At 47.7% G+C, this 23,588-nt stretch carries 17 protein-coding genes and 1 pseudogene; 12 read left to right on the forward strand and 6 right to left on the reverse strand.

The genetic code is table 11. The annotated features are described in order from the left end of the window. Positions 1-8 precede the first annotated feature (8 nt). The 3 genes from Tanf_RS08200 to Tanf_RS08210 are packed head-to-tail and all read left to right on the forward strand — an operon-like array spanning position 9 to position 3,198. Positions 9-1,154: an ABC transporter substrate-binding protein gene (locus Tanf_RS08200; RefSeq protein ID WP_046825545.1), complete on the forward strand. Its 1,146-nt coding sequence runs from the start codon at positions 9-11 to the stop codon at positions 1,152-1,154. Continuing rightward, the gene (locus Tanf_RS08205) at positions 1,151-2,188 is read left to right on the forward strand and encodes an iron chelate uptake ABC transporter family permease subunit (protein WP_014223503.1); all 1,038 of its coding nucleotides are present in this window, start codon (positions 1,151-1,153) and stop codon (positions 2,186-2,188) included. Before Tanf_RS08200 ends, Tanf_RS08205 begins: the two co-directional genes overlap by 4 nt. Further along, on the forward strand, positions 2,185-3,198 hold the full coding sequence (locus tag Tanf_RS08210; protein ID WP_046825515.1) for an ABC transporter ATP-binding protein: 1,014 nt from the start codon (positions 2,185-2,187) through the stop codon (positions 3,196-3,198). The genes Tanf_RS08205 and Tanf_RS08210 overlap by 4 nt, the downstream gene beginning before the upstream one ends. An 80-nt stretch (positions 3,199-3,278) precedes the next feature. Here Tanf_RS08210 and Tanf_RS08215 read toward each other — a convergent pair whose 3' ends face one another. Beyond that, positions 3,279-4,535, reverse strand: coding sequence for a carboxypeptidase-like regulatory domain-containing protein (locus tag Tanf_RS08215; protein WP_046825546.1), 1,257 nt, complete (start codon positions 4,533-4,535; stop codon positions 3,279-3,281). A 234-nt stretch (positions 4,536-4,769) separates the two neighbouring features. Here Tanf_RS08215 and Tanf_RS08220 point away from each other — a divergent pair, with 234 nt between their 5' ends. The 9 genes from Tanf_RS08220 to Tanf_RS08260 all read left to right on the forward strand — a co-directional run bounded on the left by Tanf_RS08220 (position 4,770) and on the right by Tanf_RS08260 (position 14,121). Further along, positions 4,770-5,216, forward strand: coding sequence for a magnetosome magnetite crystal formation protein family (locus tag Tanf_RS08220; RefSeq protein ID WP_041590475.1), 447 nt, complete (start codon positions 4,770-4,772; stop codon positions 5,214-5,216). Between the two features lie 36 nt (positions 5,217-5,252). Next, entirely contained in the window at positions 5,253-6,032 is a 780-nt protein-coding gene (locus tag Tanf_RS08225) for a dihydroorotate dehydrogenase electron transfer subunit (protein WP_046825547.1), read from the forward strand. Further along, complete coding sequence (locus tag Tanf_RS08230; protein ID WP_046825516.1) at positions 6,020-6,934, forward strand: dihydroorotate dehydrogenase; 915 nt, start codon at positions 6,020-6,022, stop codon at positions 6,932-6,934. The genes Tanf_RS08225 and Tanf_RS08230 overlap by 13 nt, the downstream gene beginning before the upstream one ends. A 12-nt stretch (positions 6,935-6,946) precedes the next feature. Next, the gene (locus tag Tanf_RS13860; RefSeq protein ID WP_052449054.1) at positions 6,947-9,208 is read left to right on the forward strand and encodes a leucine-rich repeat domain-containing protein; all 2,262 of its coding nucleotides are present in this window, start codon (positions 6,947-6,949) and stop codon (positions 9,206-9,208) included. Between the two features lie 54 nt (positions 9,209-9,262). Next, complete coding sequence (locus tag Tanf_RS08240; protein WP_046825517.1) at positions 9,263-10,537, forward strand: alpha/beta hydrolase family protein; 1,275 nt, start codon at positions 9,263-9,265, stop codon at positions 10,535-10,537. 4 nt (positions 10,538-10,541) lie between these two features. Continuing rightward, the gene (locus Tanf_RS08245) at positions 10,542-11,243 is read left to right on the forward strand and encodes an MgtC/SapB family protein (RefSeq protein ID WP_014223511.1); all 702 of its coding nucleotides are present in this window, start codon (positions 10,542-10,544) and stop codon (positions 11,241-11,243) included. Positions 11,244-11,645: 402 nt separating this feature from the next. Further along, on the forward strand, positions 11,646-12,149 hold the full coding sequence (locus tag Tanf_RS08250; protein WP_014223512.1) for a thioredoxin domain-containing protein: 504 nt from the start codon (positions 11,646-11,648) through the stop codon (positions 12,147-12,149). Between the two features lie 314 nt (positions 12,150-12,463). Beyond that, complete coding sequence (truA, locus tag Tanf_RS08255) at positions 12,464-13,222, forward strand: tRNA pseudouridine(38-40) synthase TruA (RefSeq protein WP_046825518.1); 759 nt, start codon at positions 12,464-12,466, stop codon at positions 13,220-13,222. 2 nt (positions 13,223-13,224) lie between these two features. Next, entirely contained in the window at positions 13,225-14,121 is an 897-nt protein-coding gene (locus tag Tanf_RS08260) for a DMT family transporter (protein WP_046825519.1), read from the forward strand. Here the strand turns inward: Tanf_RS08260 and Tanf_RS08265 are convergent. From Tanf_RS08265 to Tanf_RS08280, 5 genes and pseudogenes are all read right to left on the reverse strand, one after another. Then, entirely contained in the window at positions 14,118-15,440 is a 1,323-nt protein-coding gene (locus Tanf_RS08265; protein ID WP_046825520.1) for a cobyrinic acid a,c-diamide synthase CobB, read from the reverse strand. The genes Tanf_RS08260 and Tanf_RS08265 overlap by 4 nt on opposite strands. 15 nt (positions 15,441-15,455) lie before the next feature. Then, positions 15,456-15,569: pseudogene (locus Tanf_RS15575) on the reverse strand (transposase-like zinc-binding domain-containing protein); the annotation flags it as partial. Positions 15,570-15,952: 383 nt separating this feature from the next. Then, positions 15,953-18,454 carry a bifunctional glycoside hydrolase family 9 protein/polysaccharide deacetylase gene (locus tag Tanf_RS08270; RefSeq protein WP_046825521.1) on the reverse strand — a complete coding sequence of 834 codons (2,502 nt, stop codon included), beginning with the start codon at positions 18,452-18,454 and terminating at the stop codon, positions 15,953-15,955. A 70-nt stretch (positions 18,455-18,524) separates the two neighbouring features. Beyond that, a complete protein-coding gene (locus tag Tanf_RS08275; RefSeq protein ID WP_014223517.1) occupies positions 18,525-20,327 on the reverse strand; it encodes a SusD/RagB family nutrient-binding outer membrane lipoprotein in 1,803 nt (600 codons plus the stop codon). 30 nt (positions 20,328-20,357) lie between these two features. Next, positions 20,358-23,552, reverse strand: coding sequence for a SusC/RagA family TonB-linked outer membrane protein (locus Tanf_RS08280; RefSeq protein ID WP_046825522.1), 3,195 nt, complete (start codon positions 23,550-23,552; stop codon positions 20,358-20,360). Positions 23,553-23,588: the final 36 nt, after the last annotated feature.

Genomic DNA, 23,588 nt, shown 5'->3' on the forward strand with positions numbered 1-23,588 from the left:
TAATAGAAATGAAAAAAAAATGGATTGTCTGTATCATGCTGATGTTATGGGCATCATGTCAGCAGACAGGCAAACGACAGACAGAGAAGAATACGGGAGATGCTACTGATAAAGAGCGAACGGAACAGATGCGCACTCGTTATGCACAAGGCTTCCGTATCACCTCTTCCGGTAAAATATGGCTTGTGGATATTCAAGACCCGCAAAAGGAAGAAGGCGCCTCATACCACTATGCTCTCGTCCCGAAAGCGGAAAAGGGACTACCGATTCCGGACAATTACGAGCCCATACCCATTCCTATAAGCAAAGTTGTTTGTATGACTTCGTTGCAACTATCGAATTTCATCAAGCTCGGCAGGCAGTACCTTGTGACGGGTATCACAAGCACACGCCATCTCTTCGACTCGAAGATGAACGAGCAGCTGAAAACAGGTCAAACACGCAAAATAGGAATCGAAGGGAATTTCGACACGGAGATCATCATCGGGATGGATCCGGAAATTATTCTGATCTCACCGTTTAAACGCGGAGGATATGAAGCCTTGAAAGAAACTGGCGTACCCCTGATTCCTCATCTGGGCTACAAAGAGCTGACCCCGCTCGGACAGGCCGAATGGATCAGATTGATCGGATTGCTTACCGGTTGTGAAGAAGAAGCGAACCAATGTTTCGACGAAATTGAACGAAAATACAATGAACTGAAGGCGCTGACAGCCCATGTTGAAAAGCGTCCCATGGTGTTCAGTGGCGAGATGCGGGGAGGTAATTGGTATGCTGTAGGCGGAAAAAGTTTTCTGGCACAGCAATTTCGCGATGCCGGGGCTGATTACTTTCTGAAAGACGACACGCATTCCGGAGGACTTACACTCGATTTCGAGGCCGTCTACAGTCAGGCTGAAGGTGCTCAATATTGGCGCATCGTGAACAGTTTTGACGGAGCATTTTCCTACGACGCTTTGCGTAAAGAAGACAACCGATACGCCGATTTCAACGCCTTCCGTAACAAAGGGGTTATTTACTGCAACTTACGCAAACAACCGTTTTACGAAAGCGCCCCTTCGCAACCGGAAGTCATACTGGCCGACCTGATCAGGGTCTTCCATCCCGATCTGCTGCCCGATTACGAACCGGTATATTACCAATTACTGAAATGAAGCGATACACGGTTCTCGTACTTATCTTCATCTCGGTATCGATCGTATTCTTTTTCTTCCTCAACCTCGTACTGGGTTCCGTACACATCCCCTTACGTTCGGTTTGGAACATTGTTTGCGGATCGGCGGAAGAACCCGTCGTATGGCAAAATATTGTCTGGAAGTCACGGGTACCTCAGTCAATTACGGCATTAGTAGCGGGAGCAGGACTATCCGTAAGCGGCCTGCAGATGCAAACCGTCTTTCGCAACCCGTTGGCAGGTCCTTCGGTGCTGGGTATCAGTTCAGGGGCAAGCCTCGGGGTAGCTTCGGTGATCCTGCTTTCGGGCAGTATCGGCGGCGTAGCATTGAGCAAATTAGGATACATCGGAGAGATTGCCTTGACCATCGCGGCTACGGCAGGCGCACTCTCGGTAATGACGCTGATCGTATTTGTCTCGCAAAAAGTCAAAGGAAGTGTGACTTTGCTGATTATCGGAGTGATGATCGGTTACGTTGCGAATGCGATTATCGGCGTATTCAAATACTTCAGTGTAGAAGAAGACATCCGCGCATACGTTATCTGGGGGCTGGGCAGTTTCGCACGTGTGTCGGGCAACCAGATGACGCTCTTCATCTACATTATGATCATATTGCTGCCACTGTCATTTCTGCTGATCAAAACCCTCAACCTGTTGCTTCTCGGCGATGGCTATGCCAAGAATCTGGGTTTGAATATCAAGCGGGCACGGTTGTATGTCATCTCCTGTTCGGGAATCCTTACAGCCATTGTAACAGCTTATTGCGGCCCTGTGATTTTTCTCGGGCTCGCTGTCCCCCATCTGTGCCGAGGTTTACTGCGTACCTCCGATCATCGCGTATTGATGCCCGCAGCCATACTTACCGGTTCATCACTGGCTCTGCTGTGCAACCTGATCGCACGCATGCCCGGCTTTGAAGGTGCATTGCCGGTCAACTCCATCACGGCGCTTATCGGTGCCCCGATCGTCGTGTATGTTCTTTTCAGCAAACGTAAAAACGAAATGAGCGAATGAAACAGACGACCATCAACATTCGGGATTTGAGTATCGGATACCCCGATAAACACGGCACGAAACTCGTGGCCTCCCATATTCAGGCCCAAATCAACAGTGGCGAACTGACCTGTCTTTTGGGCACGAACGGCGTCGGAAAATCGACCCTGCTCCGGACCCTCTCCGCTTTTCAGGCACCGATTGATGGGGAAATTGAAATCCTCGGCCGTCCGCTTTCGCAATATGACGACAAAAGGTTAGCGACGTTGATTGGTGTCGTACTGACAGAGAAGTGCGACATCCGCAACATGACCTCCGAGGAGTTGATCGGCCTCGGACGAAGTCCGTACACCGGTTTTTGGGGTACGCTGAAGAAGAAAGACAAGGAGGCGGTACAGGAAGCTATCGAGTTGGTGAATATCAGAGCACTTGCCCAACGCATGGTGCATACGCTGAGCGACGGAGAACGCCAAAAGGTGATGATCGCAAAAGCGCTGGCACAGGAAACACCCGTAATCTTCCTCGACGAACCGACGGCCTTCCTCGATTTTCCAAGTAAGGTTGAGATCATGCAGTTGCTGCATAATTTGACGCAAACGATTGACAAGACCGTTTTCATGTCGACCCATGACTTGGAGCTGGCTTTGCAGATTGCTGATAAAATATGGCTAATGGATAAAGTCAACGGTATCGTTACCGGTACACCCGAAGATCTTTCGCTCGAAGGCAAATTAAGCAGTTTCTTTTCGCGCAAAGGCATTACGTACGATACGGAGACAGGCTTCTTCCGTATCGACAATGTATTCCGTGCACAAATTCGCATCGAAGGACATGGAAATCGATACGCTATGGTACGCAAAGCTTTGCAGCGTAACGGTATTCTTGCACACCGTCATATAGATAGCGACACCTATATCAGGACGGACGGCGAATCATCCCGCAGATTCGTCATCCATCATCCCAACGGAAAAACGACGGAAGTACAAACGATTGAAGCGCTATTGGACGTGATCCGCTTGATTTTTCGATAAGCAGACAACGTAAAAAAACAGAGAATCTTAATCGGAACAGATTTTCTTGCTTTTCTTCCTCAAATACAACAGTAATCAAGTCATTTGTATTGTTTCTTCAACTTGTTAACGGCATTCTCTAGTGACTCGGTCGGTTCGATAATATTATATCCTCTCCAGAAATCCTCATCATAGAAGTTGCCCACTTTATCTGATAAAGAATGGCCGGATTTGAAGGATTCTTTGTAGGAGATTCGGGAAAAATCATCCTCTTTTCGATCGGTAACGACCATCTCGGAAAAAACCGTATAAGACGTCGAAAAAAGGCGACGCTTCCAGTCGCATTTAAAACGCACTTCATTACGCACATAATTCAGATAGCTACGTCCGTCATGCTGTTTGTAGGCGATGAGGAAGGTCATTTGCTCCGGCTTAAAACGCAGGCCGAAAGGCTTCTTGCGCAGCATGGCCCGAGTCGCTTTGGAACGGTCGTCCATGCTAAGGTTAAACTCTGCACGGGTGATTGCCATCGTTTCCTTATCGATATACAAAGAACCGAAATAAAGGGCATAAGGCAATAACAAACGCGGCTGAAAGTTCACTTGATGGTGAGGCCTGTTGTCTATCATAACCGGCTCTCCGAAACGAAACGAATAATTTTCCATCTCTGCCTTGTCCAGCAACAACTCCTTATTTTTTATCAGGTCAATATAAAGTGACATATTCGGCCCCCCCTCCAATTTAACAACCAACGTATCGCCCGCTCTCTGGCTAAGCAGCTTCCGCCCCTTGAAGACCCGCACTCTATCATACTCGAAACCAAACGCATAAGGAGTTTTAAATATCTGAACGACCGCTTCCGAAATATTGATATACCGTTTTCTTTTCTGAATCACTTCACGATAAAAGCCGGTCAGTAAATTCTCTTTTACCGGATAGTTCATTGCAATCTTATCTATTGCCTCCTCCACGATTCTGCGCGCATCGCCGCCCATCACCGTAACTTCAGCTAAAACGTTCGTATTCGGTATCAGGAAAATTTCAGCCTTCTCAACATCCTTCTTCGTAAGAGGATACAACATGTTAGCATATCCGATATGCGAAAATTCCAGATTTTTAGCCTGTAACGAATCTTTCACCTTAATCGAAAAATAACCATCGGCATTAGTGACTGTTCCGATATTCGTTTGTGGAATCGACACGTTGACCGACACCAGTTTTTTATTCGTCTGCTTATCCCTAACCACTCCATTTACTGTGATATAATTATTCTTGAATTCCTGGGCAAACAAAGAAACTCCGCCTGCGACAAAGAAAGCGCTCCATAAAATAAATCGAATGAAAGCATTTGTTTTCATAATTCCCATGTTGAATGATGCTCCTAAGATAGGAAAAATCCGGCAAACAGACCATAAGCAAAAATGTTAATTCTATTTAACCATCGACTAAAACGAAAAATCTCCGACAAAAGAGAAGAATCGAACACGCCGAAGTCTGCCGTATTCTGCGGAAATGCTTATCTTTGTCCGTTCAAAAAAACAAACCAAAGAATATCAAAAAATAAATATAAGACACATCGAAAAACGATACGAATGGATATATACGAAAAACTGGAACAGTTGAAGAAATTATTGGACGAAGGAGCGATTACACACGAAGAATATGAACGTGAGAAAGCAAAACTTCTCTTTCCGCCCGTTTCTTCGCCGGGACAACCTGCATGGGATTTGGGAATAGACGAACAGGCATTTGTAGGGCTAATGCATGCCTCGCAGTTTCTGTCGAGTTTCATCGTGCCATTGATCATTTGGTTACTGTATAAAGATAAAAGTGCAAAAGTAAACGAGGCGGGCAAGGAAATTCTCAATTTCGAAATCAGCTATACATTATATATTATTGTGCTATGTATAACGATCGTAGGCATTTTCATCGTCCCGGTCGTGGCCCTTGCTGCCTTTGTGATGATCATTATCGCTATCGTCAAGGTGCTGAATGGTGAAGCATGGAAATATCCGCTGACAATCCGTTTCCTGAAATAAACCGCACACCTGCACCTGTGGAGTAAAATGGAGAAGATGAAGAAATACTTGTTAGATATGACGGTGACATCGAACCAGCCGTTACACCATGATTATTGTTTGTTGAAATTGACGGCCGAGCAAACATTGCCCGAAATGATTCCGGGACAATTTGTGGATGTACGTGTTGACAACTCACCATCGACGTTTCTGCGTCGTCCGATTTCGATCAACTATGTCGACCGGATACAAAATGAACTGTGGCTGCTGATACGCCTGATCGGTGAAGGTACGCGGCGTATGGCGCGGTATAAAGCAGGCGAAACGGTGAATGTGCTGTTGCCTTTGGGGAACGGCTTCTCGGTACCGCAGAAACCGTCGTCACCCGAGCTGTTGCTGGCCGGCGGAGGAGTTGGGACGGCACCGATGCTTTACTTGGGTGAGTCGTTGAAGAAGGTTGGTTTTACTCCGGTATTCCTCCTTGGCGCCCGTTCGGGAAGCGACATCCTGCAACGCGAAGATTTTGAGAAGCACGGATCGGTATACGTTACGACCGAAGACGGATCGATGGGAGAAAAAGGATGGGTAACACAACATTCCATATTGAAAGAGAAAGCGTTCGGACAAATTTATACTTGTGGACCCAAGCCAATGATGATGGCTGTGGCGAAGTATGCGAAGACCTCCGGTATTCCTTGTGAAGTATCGCTCGAAAACAAGATGGCATGCGGTTTCGGCGTATGTCTTTGTTGCGTCGAGCGCACTACCGAAGGTAACGTATGTACTTGCACCGAAGGTCCGGTATTTAACATCAATCAATTGACATGGCAGATTTGACAACAACCATAGGAGGTTTGACATTGAAAAACCCGGTGATGACTGCTTCGGGTACATTCGGTTATGGGATCGAATACGCCGATCTGTTCGATATTGCGAGGCTCGGCGGGATAGTTGTGAAAGGTACGACACTGGAACTGCGCGAAGGAAATCCATATCCGCGTATGGCTGAGACACCGTCGGGGATGCTCAATGCCGTCGGGTTGCAAAACAAGGGAGCCGATTATTTTGTGCGTGAGATTTATCCGCATCTCAGCGAGATCGATACGAATATGATTGTCAACGTCAGCGGCTCGTCTATCGAGACGTATGTCGAATGTGCCCAAAAAATGGCAGCCCTTGAGCGGATTCCTGCCATCGAACTGAATATCTCCTGTCCTAATGTGAAGCAGGGAGGCATGTCGTTCGGGGTTTGCGCGTCGTCGGCTGCCGAAGTGGTGCGCGCGGTGCGCAAGGTTTATCCTAAGACACTGATTGTGAAACTCTCACCGAACGTGACCGATATTACCGAGATCGCTCGTGCGGCGGAGGCCGAAGGGGCAGATGCCGTGTCACTGATCAACACGTTGCTCGGTATGGCTATTGATGTAGAGCGTCGTCGCCCCTTACTGTCGACCGTAACCGGAGGATTATCGGGACCGTGCATTAAGCCTGTCGCTCTTCGGATGGTATGGCAAACAGCTTTGGCTGTGAGGATTCCGGTGATTGGTATGGGTGGAATTGCTTCGTGGCAGGACGCAGTCGAGTTTATGCTTGCCGGCGCAACAGCCATTCAGATCGGAACGTACAATTTCATTGATCCGACGGTTTCTGTTAATGTCATCGAAGGAATCGAGGCTTATTGCGACCGTCACGGGTTTGCCTCGGCTGCCGAGCTGGTCGGTGCATTGACCGTGGATTAAGACTTTATTCAAATGAGAAAAAATATTATTCTTCTTTTTGCGGCCACGTCATTATACGCCGGTGCGCAACATATTAGCATTCCCGATACAACCTTCAAAGCGTATCTGCTGGAAAACTTCGATACGAACAACGACGGTGAAATATCCGTCGAAGAGGCACGTACCGTGCGGAAAATTGAATGTACGGATAAACCGCTTACTTCATTGCAGGGAATCGAATATTTTACGGCTTTGGAAGAACTCGACTGTTCGTATGCCAACTATTTCCAACATGGCGGCCTTACCTCACTCGATCTCAGCCGGAATCAGGCATTGAAAAAGCTGCATTGCGATAATAACCGGCTCGATTCGCTCGACGTTAGCCAGAATGTGGAACTGACCGAACTGCATTGTCGGAATAATATGTTACGATCGCTGGATGTCAGTCGTCATAGAGTATTGGAAGAACTGCTCTGCGACAATAACCGTCTGACACAATTGCGACTTGACGATTGTCGTGCACTTGCTCTATTGCATTGCGGTACGAACCGCTTAGAATCGCTGGATGTAAGTTCGTGCCCGTCGCTGCGATGGCTGAACGGCGCGGAAAACCGGCTGACTTCGTTCGATGTGACACAGAATACCAATCTGGAGCATCTGTTTTGCAATAATAACATGCTGACAACTTTGGAATTGAAAAGCAATATCCATTTGTCGCAACTCTATTGCGGTCACAACAAACTGGATTCGCTCATTGTCTCTCACAATACGGCGCTGACTGATCTCGATTGCGGCAGCAACCGTTTAACGGTTCTCGATCTCTCCCGAAATACGGCGCTGACTGATCTGGAATGCAGCATCAACCGCCTGACAATATTAGACGTATCGCATAATGCGGCACTCAAAAATCTGTATTGCAATGCGATGCCATCACTTACTTCTGTCTACCTGATTAAAGACGCAGAGTATCAAAACCTGAGTTATCTGGCTGCTTCGGTGACGACCTATCGCGTAGATACGGAGACAGCAACGGCGGAGATTGAAACGTATATCGCTGCAACGGAAAAGACGAAGGAAGAAGAGATGACGAAAGCAGCTGAAGCTGCTGTAAAGAGCGGAGAAGAAGCATCCGCGGATCGTCCGCTTACCGCCCGTGAGAGGTATTACGATGAAGCCCGGCAGCAGGCCGAGTTGCGGAAACTGGAAGAAGAGAAGCGTATAGCGGAAGAACAACGCCGCACCGCCATACGGACATATAAGGGGAACATCACCGTACCCGATGCCGTATTGGCCGCTTTCCTGTTCGGACGGTATGATACGAATGGCGACGGTGAGTTATCGGGGGCGGAAGCACGTGCTGTCAAAACGATGGATTGCTCGCGACTGGGAGTGACGTCGGTCGAAGGACTCGAATATTTCTCATCGCTCGAAGAACTGAAATGTAGCGATAACCGTATCACAGTATTAGACATGAGTTACTTCCCGGCTTTGAAATCGCTGGATTGCTCCCGCAATAAACTTCACCGATTAGATGTACGTAGAAACCCGATGCTGACCGATTTGGAATGCTCCGAGAACAACCTTATCACACTCGATGTAAGCCATAATCCGTCGTTGAAGAGCTTGCACTGCAACAGTATCCGCCTTATCAAGCTGGAGATTGCTAAGAACCCTGCTCTCCGTGTGTTGAGTTGCCATAACAACCATCTGACGGCACTTGATATTACAAAGAACCAACAACTCGATACCCTGAACTGTGGGAAAAACAAATTGAAGATGCTTGTCGTATCGCAGAACAGCGGATTGAATTATTTGGATTGCAGTGCGAACCAACTGACGGTGATTGATGTGGTACGCAATCAGGCTCTGACCGGCCTGGTATGCAGTGAAAATCAGCTCACCTCGGTCGATGTTAGCCGTAATTCCGCACTCCGGATTCTCGACTGCGGACGCAACTCACTGGATCGTGTCGATGTTTCGCATAACGGAGCACTCATAGAATTGGCCTGCAACGGAAATGCGATCGATGAGTTGAACCTTGCGAAGAATCCCGCATTAGAGTCGCTCAATTGTTCGCATAACCGATTGAGTGATTTGGATGTCAGCAAGAATCCGATGCTCAAGCGACTGAAATGCATGGGCAATGGGTTAAAAGCGATCGACGTCCGCCAAAACCTTAAGCTCAAGTTTCTGGAATCTGCCCCGATGCCTGCGTTAGAAACGCTCTACTGTCCTCGCGAGGTAGTCTATTCAAAACTGGCTTACCCGATTAAAGCGCAGGTAAATTACCGGTAAATTTGCCGGTATGGGCGGAAATGCCTATTTTTACCGTGCTAAAAAACGGAGAACATGAAAAAAGAGAGGCTAATAAAATATCTGCTGGGATGGTTCATCGCATCGCTGTATCTGTTTACGGCCTGCGACGAAAATAATCCTTCGGTCATTACCGACCGACCGGATAACCCGCTCAAACCGGAAGAAGTCTCAGAAATAAAATGGAAGCTTTTAAAGGAATTTACGTTTGCCGAACTGAAAACCGCTGAAGAAGGGATGGGGCTCTCGTCGTTTAGTCTGATCGGTAACACGCCCGTCTTCGATGGAGACATTCAGTTACGTGCATTCAAAGTCATGTACTCCTCGGCGAATCCGAACGGATCTGACGGAAGAATTACTCTCTCCGGCGTGTTATTGGTGCCGCCAGCCATCGATTCGATGACACTCCATCGGCAAATACTCGCGCCTCCCTACACCTACGTACTCGACAAGCAGGCACCCACCCGCCAGTTGACGAACTACGATGCTTCCGCTCTGGAGGCATACTTAATCTTTTGGATGTGGCAGGCGTCGAGAGGCTATATCGTCATGATTCCCGATTATCCGGGGTTTGGAGATTCGTACGGGAAATGTTTCATTCCTTATATCGAGAAAAAAACGATGGTGCGTACAACGGTCGATTTCATTCGCGCCTCACAGAAAGTGTTGCAGGAGAATCATTATGCCAAAAAGAAAAATATGCTTGTCACCGGCTATTCGCTGGGGGGCTTCGTCGCAACACAAGTGGCACGGGAACTGGAAGTGAACCCGACAGACGGCCTTACGGTCGATCTACTACTGGCCGGAGGAACGCCTTGTCTCCTGAAAAACATTTCCGATGAGATAAAGACCTCGGAAACGATGCCGGAGCCCTATCTGTTGCCTCTTGCTATTTACGGGTATCAAAAAAACAGTTATCCCGATTTGGAAGTCACGCGCCTGCTGAAAGAATCGTATGCGTCAAAGTTGGCCATTTATTTTGACGGAAAGAGTCATACGTATAAGGATTTCCCTGACAAGACGCACGACTTGTTTACGGATGCGTTTATACACAATACGAATCATGCGAATGTGCAGATTGAGAGGATACTCGAAGCGAACAGCCTGGAACCTTGGGATAACCGGTGCGAATTTGTGCTGATTCACGGAAAAGACGACCGGACGGTTCATTTCGAAAATGCCCGGACATATGCGGCAAAGCATCGTGATTCCGGAGGTAATGTGAAGTTCATCGATGTTCCCGGCGATCATACCGGTGCAGGAATCTCTTATTTTATTTATCTGATATCGTACCTTCCCAAATACAAGTGAAACGATGGAGTGGTTGAATGAAGTGATAAACAGTACGAAGATCGATATATGGACTACCATCGTTCGGTTGATCATTAGTTTTCTGTTAGGTGCAATCGTGGGTACGGAGCGTCAGATGCGTCGTCGGGAAGCCGGTTTGCGCACGTTCACACTTATCTGCCTCGGCTCTACCATGGCTATGCTGATCTCGATCTGGATACCACAGATTTATCCGAATTTTTTAAACGGTGATCCGGGGCGTATTGCCGCGCAGGTGCTGACCGGCATCGGTTTTCTGGGGGCCGGCGCGATTATTCAGAGCCGCGGCAGTGTGTACGGGCTGACAACGGCAGCCTGCATCTGGGTGGTGGCTGTCATTGGGTTAGCCGTGGGGGCGGGTATGTTCACCGCCGCTATCATCGTGACGGCCCTTACCGTAACAATCCTGATATCATTAGAACGCTTCGAAAAACGGATGTTGCTCGATGGGGTGAATAAGATTCTGGTGATTGTCTGTTCGACGGCAGAGCCTGACTTGAAGCGGATGCGTAAGACATTAGAAGAACAAAACGTCTACGTCATGAGTAATTCTTATGAATTGAATTATGAAACCAACACGGCTGTACTCACGTATAAAGTGAATGTCAAACCGCGTTCTTCTTATACGAGCTTGTTCACGGCCATCCGCAAGAATAGTTACATAACACAAATTAAGATTTTAGCCTGACAAACATTTTCTTCTTTCTATCCGTATATCAATTGAAAACACGACATTATTGCATCTATTCGCAATTATTTCGATATAAACCGGTCTTTTGTAGCGCAAGAATGGCTCAGGAAGCCGATAAAATAAGAAAAGTCATTGCTTGTCGTGGATTTCAGGCCTGGCTTTCAGGCGTTAAGTAATATTAAATCCATTCCTTCTCAAAAATATTGCATTATCTTTGCATGCGAATTGAGGTAAAAGACCGGTCTTAGCGAAGGCAGTCTTTTTTTCTCACTCCTGAAACTCAGGGGGTCGAAGAATATAGAAGAAATAAGCGTTTCTTTTGGGCTGAATTTGCAGACAGGCAGGGCGAGTATTCCCGATATGCTTCTTCGATGTTTTTTTTCACCATAAATATAAAGTATGAAGATTGGAACTTGTGTACTCTCCGTCGCGGTGGTTTGGTTATTCTTATCGGCCGGGACGGATAAAGCAGGGATAACCGAAGGCTATCATTTGGGAGACCTTGCTCCGAGGATAGAGTCTTTGGAAAACAATCGAGGTATTGATTTCCGAAATCGTTCCGAAAGCTACACGTTAGTAAATTTCTGGGCGGCTTACGATGCCGATTCCCGTGTTCGTAACATAGCGCTTTGGAACAAAGTGAAAGATTGGGATTCGACACGTATTAAAGTCTATTCCGTTTCGATGGATGAAAAATTCTCCGTATTTACGGAGACCTTGAAAACAGATGGGCTGGAATCGGCGAATCAGTGGTACGATGGAAAGGGAAAATCGTCGTTGCTGTACAAAACGTACGGTTTGAAGAAAGGACTGAGAAACTTTCTGATAGACGGTAAAGGAGTGATTGTGGGTGTAGACCTGACTCCCGAAGCAGTATCCCGAATCGTAAACAAGAGTGTGTAACTACATTTATTTTAATCGCATTAGAAGAGGGTATGTCAAAACGCAATGTTTGGGCATACCCTCTTTCTTTGGGGATATTCGTTCGAAATAATTCCTCGCATATTTATCTGGAATGATTCTTTTTCCTCTATAAAACCGAAAAGAAATGTTTTTCCCGTGGCGATTGATGATGCATCCGCCGACTTCCTCTACAAGCACCTTGGGGTCGGGTAGCTGCCGATAGATACCGTATACCTATTATTATAATCATTTTATGATGGCAGACGGAAAGGGTTTTCGTACCTTTGCTGCCCGTTACGAAAGAAAGCAGACGTATGAATCGGTATTTTATCTGGTTGGCCTATAAGGGAACAAACTATTGCGGTTGGCAGCGTCAGCCGAACGGGTTGAGCGTGCAGCAGTGCGTGGAGGACGTCTTGGAGACGGTGCTTCGCCGTCCTGTGCCACTGACGGGCGCCGGACGTACGGATGCCGGCGTGCATGCGCGCCGTATGGCGGCACATTTCGATGTGCCGAAGGCCTTGGACGATACGGAACGGCTTGCGGGAAAGTTGAACCGTATGCTCCCCCAAGATATTGCGATAGCACGGATTGTTCCGGTACGTGCCGATGCGCATGCACGGTTCGACGCCCTGTCGCGCCGTTATCAGTATCTCGTGTCCGAAAAGAAAGACCCTTTTGATTACGAAACCGTTTGTTGCATGTCATTGCGCGGTATGGATTTCGGGGCGATGAATGAAGTGGCCAAAACCTTGTACGACTATACGGATTTTACGAGCTTCAGCAAGTTGCATACCGATGTGAAGACGAATAATTGCCGGATCGATGAAGCCCGATGGGAGAAGGATGGAACACGATGGGTGTTTACGATTCAAGCCGATCGTTTCCTGCGGAATATGGTGCGCGCGATGGTCGGTACCATGTTCGAGGTAGGGCGCGGTAAGCGCAGTGTCGATGATTTTCGCCGGCTGATCGAAGCGAAAGACCGTTGTCGGGCGGGTACGTCCGCACCGCCCGAAGGACTTACCCTGATTGACATCGATTATCCGGACGATCTTTTTACGGTTGACTGATGATGTGGGTCGCTTGGGCATTTCTTTCGGCATTCCTGTTAGGATGTTACGATGTAAGCAAGAAAATGGCCGTCAGCCGGAACGCCGTGATCCCCGTGCTGTTTCTGAATACGATGATTTCCAGCCTGCTTTTTTTGCCTTTCGTACTTCTTTCTTACAGGTCGGACATGCTCGACGGAACAATGTTTTACGTGCCTCGTGTTTCGTGGCAAACGCACGGGCTCGTGTTTCTGAAATCGGTCATCGTACTGACATCATGGATGGCCGGATATTTCTCGGTCAAGCATCTTCCGCTGACCATCACTGGCCCTGTTAAGGCCACACAGCCTGTACTGACGCTGCTCGGCGCATTGATCATTTTCAGCGAAAGGCTCAACCTCTATCAATGGATTGGGGTGCTGCTGGCCGTCCTGTCTTTTTATATGTTGTCGTCGTCGGGGCGTAAGGAAGGCATACGGTTTACGCATAACAAATGGATTCTTTATGCGGTGCTTTCTGTTGTTGCCGGTTCGATGAGCGGCTTGTACGACAAGTACCTGATGCGATCGCTCGATGTGATGACGGTTCAGGTCTGGTTCAATATGTATCAGTTCGCACTGATGACTCCCATCTTGCTGTTTCTCTGGTATCCGCACCGCAAACACACCACACCGTTCGAATGGCGATGGGGCATTCTGCTGATTTCCGTGTTTCTGGCGATAGCCGACTGGATATATTTCTACGCGCTAAGTTTTCCCGACTCGATGATCTCGATCGTTTCGATGATCCGGCGAAGCAGTGTACTCGTCACTTTTGCCGCCGGCGCTTTGTTGCTCCACGAGAAAAATCTCAGAAGTAAAGCCGTCGATCTGCTGTTGGTGCTGCTCGGTATGTTCTTCCTCTATCTCGGCACGCGCTAAGGGCCGGCGGGTTCTGCTTTCCACAAATCCATCACATCGTTTTCACCCCAGTACAAATGGGTATAACTTGCAATCACGTTCCTGTAACGGTAAACGGGCGTATCGACTTTCTCGTCCCTGACATTGTATTGTTGGGCGATCGAAAAGGGAATCGCGTCTCCTCCAACGATCGATGAATAATGAAACTCGTGTCCTTTCCATTCCGTTCCGTTCAGTGCGAAGCGGCGATAGCCGAGATGCAGACGCATACCACTCATAGTTGCCTCCTGTGCAAGCACGCCGACTAAAGGATAATTTACCCCGTCCATGCCCGTGATCGAGCGACCCAAGTACATCATGCCACCGCATTCGGCCAATAGCTTCCCTCCGTTTTCAACGTACGAACGGATCGCTTCGAGCATCGGACGGTTCGCGCTCAACTCATTCAGGTAGAACTCGGGATATCCGCCGGGAAGGTAAACGAGATCGGCCGGTGGCAGTGTTTGGTCTTTGATCGGGCTGAAATACGTGACTGTGCCCATTTGTTCGAGGCGTGCGATGTTTTCTTTATAGGTAAACGTGAATGCTTCGTCGCGTGCTACAGCGATAGACAGTCCTCTGTCCGGAAGTTGTGACGGTGGAATGACGGTCACTTCGGGCAGTACCGCCTGTCGGCAGACTTCCAACAGACGATCGATATCTACATTCGCAGCAATGGCATCTGCGGTTTTTTCGATCAGTTGTTCAAACTGAAACGAGGCATCCGTCGTAAGTCCCAAATGACGGGACGGTATCTCAAGGTCGTTGATCCTGGGCAGGCAGCCGAAGCATTCGACCCCGACGTCCGCACAGGCTTCTTTCAGATATGAGGCATGCGTGGCTGAGGCCGTGCGGTTAAATACGACTCCGACGATATGCACCTCCGGGTTGAAATGCTTGAATCCGTAAATCACAGGCGCTACGGAATAGGCTACGGAACGGGCATTGACAATCAGTACGACAGGAATATTGAGCAGGCGGGCTGTCTCGGCACTGCTTCCGTGCATCTTCACGTATCCGTCGAACAGTCCCATGACCCCTTCGACCACGCAGACTTCGGCCGGTGCTGCATAACGGTTGTAAAGGTATTGTACATGGGCAGGCGAAGCGAGCCAGCTGTCGAGATTCACCGACTCGCAGCCCGCCGACAACTTATGATAATGCGGATCAATATAGTCGGGGCCGCATTTGAACGGCTGAACGTTCATCCCCCGTCGTTTTATTAAGCGAAGCAGTCCGGCGGTAAACGTAGTCTTACCGCATCCCGAACCGGTTGCGCCGATCAGTAGTTGTGACTTCATCGTTCAAATGACGTCCGACTTCCGCTCCACCGTGTAGTTGAAGCCACAATCCTTACAGTTGTATCTTTGCCTTCCCCCAACCATGCCGTTCATTACATGGCAACCGCTTTTACATCTTGGACAATCCATGATTCCTCTTGTTTTTCTTTCACGGCATAAAAATACACATAATCTTCTATATCAGAACAACAAATCCAAAGAATAAGATATGAAGAGGTATTGTTTTAACAATTTGGATAAGAGCTGAACGCTGCATAACCATGGACGTGCAATTGTAAGGCCATTCCCATTGATTGAATGATTGCTGATGGCTGATGGCTGAAAACGGACGGCTAAACAAACAAAAAAACTTGCCCGGAACCTGCAAATGCAAGCCCGGGCAAGACGCTTATGGAAAAGATATGAAAAAACAAACCCGCAGACAGGCATCATGCACAAGGCATACGACTACCTTCCGGGGCTTCGAGATAGATCGTTGCTTTTGTTTTTATCCGTTTTTTTTCGATATGTTTTCATTCACGTATCTTTTTACCGTTGTTTCTTTTTTTCTTTGCCATCAATTCGTCTATGCGCACAAAGATATAGTTTTTTTGCTTCAATTCGTGCATCAGATCACTCAGAAAGTTGTAAAATTTATCCGTCCGTTTCGGATCGGTGCCGATATGAAGAAGTAAGATAAAGCCGTTCAGATCGTTTTCCGCCTCATACGCGAGGATGGAACGATAAATCGCTTCGGACGAACGATAACTCTTCATCTCGGGCGTCGTATAATCGGCGTTCGACCGTGTGCCGGGCGTGAAATTTACCACCTGTACATCCATCGCTTTGGCCCAGCCACTTATCTCATGATTATACCATTCGTAAGAAGGAATAAAGAACCGAGGCGTTTCAATCTTCAATCCGGCTGTTTGCATCGCGGCATAGTTGCCTTCGAGGTCTTGCTCGAAGACGGTGCGCGAAACGAGTGTCGAGTCACGCCGCTGCCAGTCGGCATAGAACAGATGCCTGTCGGAATGGGGCGCCAGATAATGTCCTTCTTTTTGCAGCCGGCGGGCTACGTCGGGAAATTTCCGGTAGAAATCGCCCGTCAGGAAGAAAGAAGCCTGGGCCTGATGCTTTTTCAACGTACGACGGATAACACCGGCTCCATCGGCATACTCGTGCCCGGTGAAAACAAGCGCGATCTTCTTCTCCGTCCGGTCGCCCCGTACGATTCCGCCCTGCACCGTCTCAAATCGATGTGCCTGAGCGCTCAAATAGCCGAGATAGTAACAAAGCGACGCCGTCCCGTCTATTGTCGGTTCATTCGTCGAATAGTCGGCATAATCATCGTGATAGACGACCACATCCGACTGAAACGGTGCGTACCGGTCTTCTTTCGAGAGATGTACCCCGATCAGGCTGCCGAAGATCGACGTATAGATGGGACCATCGACAAGCCCCCCGGTAACGGGCATCCCATGCAGATGGGTCAAGGCCGAGTGCGGATCGGACGGTGTGTCTCCATGTGCCAGATAGCCCACCATCATGCACTTTCCCCACGGGTTACAGCCGAACAGCCAGTCGCGCATCGCGGCTTCGACTTCGAGAAATGTTTTGTCGCCCGTCAGTTCGTGATACAGCCGGCACTGCGTGATGAACGCTACCGTGAGGTTGTTGGAGCACCAGATGAACGGGATGCCGTTGAGAAAGGCATCGCCCTGCGCCCGCTCTTTCACCCGTTGCAAACCGCTGCGCATATGGCGGATAAATTCCTGCTTCGCCTTCGGGTCATCTCCTTGTGTCGCCAATCGGTAATGGCCGAGGTTCACGAACGGATACCATTGATAATGACGAGCCGAATCAGCTCCCATCCATGGCGTTACAGGTTCCATCCGACCATATTGAACGGCCTGTTTCAGATATCCTTTTTTGCCGGAGAGCGCATACATCTCGGTCGCGGCCAGCTGCATATCGTCGGCCCAGTTGTCTTCTTCGTAGAAATAGGGTGCTCCGCACGGAGCCGTCTGGCATACGCCGGGATGTGCCGCCCCTCTGAGATAAGCCTGCTCCGACTTTTTGAGCAACAGCTTGGAAAATTCAGGGTCATATTCCGACAACACGCTTGTGCCTAAAGCGAACGATGAAGCATATTTTCCCAATGTCGAAGCCAGTCCCGTGCTCCGGTTCCGATATTTTTTCAATCCTTGCGGCAGCGAACTGCAAAAATATACCGGACGTGCTTTACCAGCCCCCCAACCGTAATCGACGCGTTGGTCGGCAGGAAGGGTAAAGCCCGCATGGTCCCGGTCGTCGGCCAACTGGTTAAAATAAGTAACCGAGTCGGGGTTCATCTTCACCAACCAGTCGATTCCCCATCTGGCCTCGTCCAGAATATCGGGGATGCCATTCGCGCCCTCGTCCCCATTGGCTTGATACCGGTCTCCAAATGCTTCGGGATGTTGCGAATAGGCGAAAAGCATCTGGTACACGGCATTGGCCGAGGTGGTAACGTATTGGAGATAATCGGAAGCATCGTGCCAGCCGCCGGAAACGTCGAAAGGGATGCCATTGCGTTTTCCGTCGGGATCACCTACCGAAACCACCCCATGCGTGTGGCATGAGTCTTTCAGACAGGGATTGTATCCGCATCGCTGCTGACGCATATACCGGAGTGGCATCTCCGCCGCTTCGGCATACACATTATACCCGATCCGGAACGGGACGGACTGGATGCCACCGGCACGCAGCACATACGTGCCGGGCGTCGTCAACTCCGAAAAATGAAGCCGTACCGACGACTCGAAAGCCGGCTGCTTTCCCGTATTTACGATCTTCTCTCCCCGATAGACCCTCTTACCGGTTTGTGCATCGGCCACCTCGAACGAATCGATCGTCTTCTTCTCCTTACTCACCCAGACAGCCACCTTGACATCGTCAGGCAGATAGCCGATCCGGTTCACACGTACCCACGATTGGGCATGCACTCCCCCCAAAAACAGCAATCCAACAGACGCACAAATTATTTTTCGCATAATGAAGATAAATTCTACCAAAGAGAAAATTATTCTCCAAAGAATGTCCTCTCTTTTTATAATTACCTAATTACTCCGCACTGTCCCACCAAACCGGTACGGACCAAATATCCAACTTATCGGCTTTCGGATTCGATGCTTTCCATTGTTCTGCATTGTAATTGACTTCATGAGAACAATGCATAAATCGTCTCCACCAATAATTATCCTCCACCTTCGAAGCTCCGGGAAATTTATCGGTCGTTGCAGATGCAGGCATAGCCTTGGGTCTTTCAAATCCGGGGTAAACAACCCCAAAGTTACCGATGTTTCCGGCCGAATAGTTAAATCGACGCATATCGTTCCAATTCTCGACTGTGAACGTCATGACAATAAATTTTTGCTTCATGATCTCTTCCATCGTCAGTTTCGCAGCATCCTGACACACCCCTTCGCTCTTCATGAAATCACTGATTTCCTGATCCGTCATCGGTTTCTTGCCGGGATTGTTCTTGTCTGCATACGCGTTCAATTTCTGATTCATCAGCTCCATATCTGCCAGAATACCGGCTTTATAGGCCTGATGTGCTCCTGCCCGATCGCCTTTCCTGAATAATACTTCGGCTTTAATGAAACACATTTCGGAGTAAGTCAGGAGATGGGTAGGAGCCTCCGGACGGGTATAAAAAGTTCCGGTAGAGAGAATGGTTCCGTCTTTATCCTTATACATACTCTCACCATCGGCAGAGCCTGTTACCGCACAGATAGAACGCAGGGTAACATACACTGTATCACCGCTTCTTTCGGCAATCGTGCTGCCGGCTTTGTAGGATTTGGTATCACTGTTGTAGTTGGAGATTACGGGCCCTGACTTCAAATGAATATCGGAATGTAATTCATCCACACCTGCCGTGATCATAAAATAAGAAGTTCCATCGGCATTGTAGTGTTGATTGGCCGGGAGTAAAGCATGCCGGCGAGGATCATAATGTGTCCTACCTTTTTCCGTGTATTCCAGTTTGTCCGTGTACCATTTTTGCAGACGGATATGATCGCTCCATGCAAATACATTGAAAAAATAACTTGTCTTAACCGGATCTCCATTTAAACCGGGTCCTACCAAATCGCCCGGAAGATTCAAATGGTGTACAACTGCACTCATATTATTCGTTGAAGGGGCTTTAGACAATGCATCTAAAACAGCATCAGGATTATACGACGTTTTCTTAGACGCTTTATTCAACCAGCGAGCTTTTAACCCGTATACCATTGCTTTCCATTTAGCAAGGTCTCCGTTATTCCAATTGTCTCCTTTAGATAGAGGAGGTGCAGTAGAAGGTTGTTCTTTATCGAAGTAGCTCAGCGCTTCATCCAACTTCTGCAGGCAACCTTCATAGATGGTCTTTCCGTCATCGTACTTAGGCGTTAATTGAGCGCCTACAGCCTCACGAAAAGGCATCTCGCCATAAAGGTCGGTCATCAGCATATAGCCCATTGCTTCAATCACAAGCGTTGCGGCCGTATAATGATAAGCCTGCGTCTCTTCCGCTTTCTTTTTCAGGTCTTCGATATTGGCCGCCGCACCTACAAACCACTGCTGATAAGGTGTAACGGATACTCCGTTACTCGGATTCCAAACAGGCATATACGTATGGGTACTGCCGGAACTAAAACCATTGCGTGAAGTAATGGTTCCATTGATCCAACTGACACGCATGCTGGCTGCACCATAAGCGTATCCGTAAAAATGCTGAATCCATGGAAGCCTTGTTTCGACACTTGCTACCGTATTGGTCGGAGTATTGGGGTTTTCGTTCACATCCAACCAGTCGTTGCATGAAACACATGCCAACAAGAAAATTAACTCCAATCCTAAATATTTTATTTTTTTCATCTTTCTGTTCCTTTCTCTTTATTTGAAGTATTAAAAAGTCAAGTTAACGCCAAACGACATTCCTATCGTGTTGGGCACTCCGCAATAATCTATTCCGGTCGAACTGGAACCGGTAACTCCCGACCCGGCGACACTGGCCTCCGGATCGAGACCTTTGTAATTCGTAAAGAGCAGAAGATTATTTCCCGTAGCTGAAACCGTACAAGCTTTTATAAAGCCGGTTTTTGCCAGCAACGATTTTGGAAGAGAGTATGATAGAGAGAGAGAACGTAATCTTAACCAATTCGTCTTTGTAATAAAATTCGCGGCTTCGGCAGGATAATATGTTTTGTAATACTCCTCTATAATCTCACGTCCGTATCGGTACGTTTTGACGGAACCGTCCTTGTTCAGGATATCATAGCGTTTATCTGCTTCAAATGTAAACGATTTGGGCTCAGAAACAAGCACTTTTTTAGTTTCTCCGTTTTCCGTAATTTCTTTTTCAGTCTGCACCACACCGTTTATCGTAAGTTTTTCTCTGTTTTCGGTTCGTTTGCTCCTTCCATTAACCGTCATGAAATAATCGGTACCGTTATAGATATCTCCACCAACTCTGAAATCAAGAAGGAAAGAGAGATTAAAATTTTTCCACTGAATGCTGTTGTTCCATCCTCCGATGAACTTAGGCTCACGGTTCCCCACATAGTTTGTTTGGGTATTATCATACGTAGGCATACCGGTGATGGCATCGAGAATCGGATTCCCTGCGTCATCGCGTTTCCACTTATTGCCGGTAATAGCCATAAAATCCCCTCCGTTGACGGATGCTGCTTTTACACCACCAATCTGAACATCGGTAACATAAAGTAACTTCATACCATCCAAAAGATTGTCGACAGTTCCTCTGTTACCTGCCAGATTAAGCGTCGTTGTCCATTGAAGGTCTTTTGTTTGGACAGGAGTGCCCGTAATAGAAAGTTCCAACCCTTTGTTATAAATGTTTCCTACATTCACTTTATAGAGAATATAACCGTTGGCCTGGCTCAGACGGGGAGAAACAATTTGGTTTTTACTGTTATTGGTGTAATAGGTCACATCAAACCCGACTCTCCCTTTCAGGAATCGCATCTCTAACCCTAACTCGGTAGATTCCGTAATTTCAGGTTTTAAGTATGGGTTTCCTCTTTCCCAACTGTTTCCTACTCCTGTTCCCGCAAGGAATTCCAAGGGGGCAAACAAAGACGTTGTCGTTGCATACGCATCGGTATCTTTTCCGACACGCGCCCATGAAGCACGCACTTTCCCGAAAGAAAATATGGTGTTTTCCGGAAACAATTCCGAAAAGACAAAACTGCTTCCGATCGAAGGATAAAAATATGATCTGTTATCCACAGGCAAGGTAGAGGTCCAGTCGTTTCGTCCCGTAAGTGTCAAATAAAGCAGACTCTTGTACGAAGCTCTGAACTCTCCATAGACTCCCATGAGTCTTTTTTGCGTTCTGTTCGACTGCAGCCGTTTGTTACCATCGTTAATGTTATCAAAGCTCGGAAAATCCGAAACAATAAATTTATAACCCGTACGACGATTAACCGTCGATTTCGTATCTTCTACCGATTGTCCCAAAAGGAGATTCAGATCAAAATCATTGACCCTTTTAGACGCGGTTAACATCAGATTCGAGTTCAGGTACTCATACGTTACGTCATTCTCGGACAAACGACCTTTCTGAAACTCCGGCGCTACGGCTCCGTTTTCTGCAATCACCGTTCTGTCAGTCATATTGTAACGGTCCATACCCATCCTGTAAGTCAACGTTAACCAGTCCGTTAATTTATAACTTGGAGTAACGGAACCCGATAAGCGAGTCGTTTCATCACCGATTCTGTTTTTATGGATGATCCAATACGGGTTTTCAATATCGTTATCCAATGATTGGTTTTGAGGATCTAATCCCTGAAATATACGATATTTACTTCCGTCCTCATTCAAATATTTCGACATGTTCTCGCTTCTGGGCCATAAATATACGGCTTCCATCGCCCCGTTACTGCTTGCATTGTAAAGCCCACCGGAAGTAAAGGTCTTCTGAGTGCTTGATTTGGAGAATGCCGAGTTAATCGCAATATTAAACTTTCCGTATGTTCTGTCTGCATTGAAACGAACGGTACTTTTATCATACCCGGTCTTAGGTACAATACCATCCTGATCATAATGTGAAGCGGAAAGGTAAAAACTTCCCGTTTGATTCCCTCCGGATATGGTTACAGTATTATCCCAGCTCGAACCGGTCTGTAGAAAATCCCGAATATTTTCATATTGAGTGTCATCCGGACCGAATACCTCTCCCCACGACGACATGATCCAATCTGTATTCAAATTTCCGATATTATTATAAGACCCTCTTTTATATCGGGTTTGTTCTTCCGGATAACGATTGACCCAATTGGACGTATAACGGAAGCTAAGTGTTACCTCCGTTTTCCCGTCGGTATTTCCTTTTTTGGTCGTAATGACAATGACACCGGCAGCCGCACGAGAACCGTAGAGAGCAGCCGCAGCCGCACCTTTAAGTACGGATACATTGTCTATATCTTCCGGATTGATGTCCATCACACGGTTCCCATACGTTGTAGAGTTTCTGGTGGCTCCATCAAAGCCGGAGTTTCCACCGACTGGGGTAGAGTTATCATAAATGACCCCATCTACCACAAATAACGGTTGATTGTCTCTTTCGAGCGAGGTTCCTCCACGAAGCACAATTTGCGCACCTGCACCTGCCGATCCGGAGCTTTGTGTAATATTGACTCCGGCAATCTTTCCGGCCAGAGAATTGATCAAATTCGGGGCTTTGTTTTTCAATAACTCCTCGCTCTTTACATCTTGCACGGCATATCCTAACGCCTTTCGCTCCTTTTTTATCCCCATGGCAGTAACAACCACTTCATCCAGCAATTCAGTATCGGATTGGAGAACGATGCGCAGATTGGAGGTGGCTAAGACTTCCTGCGTTTTCATTCCTATATACGATATGACCAACTTTGCGTTTGTAAGCACCGACAGACTGAAGTTTCCATCCAAGTCCGTAACTGTTCCCTGGTCTGTTCCTTTAACGAGGATCGAAGCACCGATGACCGGTTCGCCCTTTTCGTCCGTTACGTTACCCGTTATACGGGTCTGTGCCATTGCAACTCCCATACCCAATAAAAGTACGGAGAGTAATAGTTTCATTTTTCTTCCCATCATATCATTTATTATTTGGTATATAGCAATGCAGTAAAG

The organism is Tannerella forsythia (assembly GCF_001006485.1).
In the GTDB taxonomy this organism is placed as follows: Bacteria; Bacteroidota; Bacteroidia; order Bacteroidales; family Tannerellaceae; genus Tannerella; species Tannerella forsythia.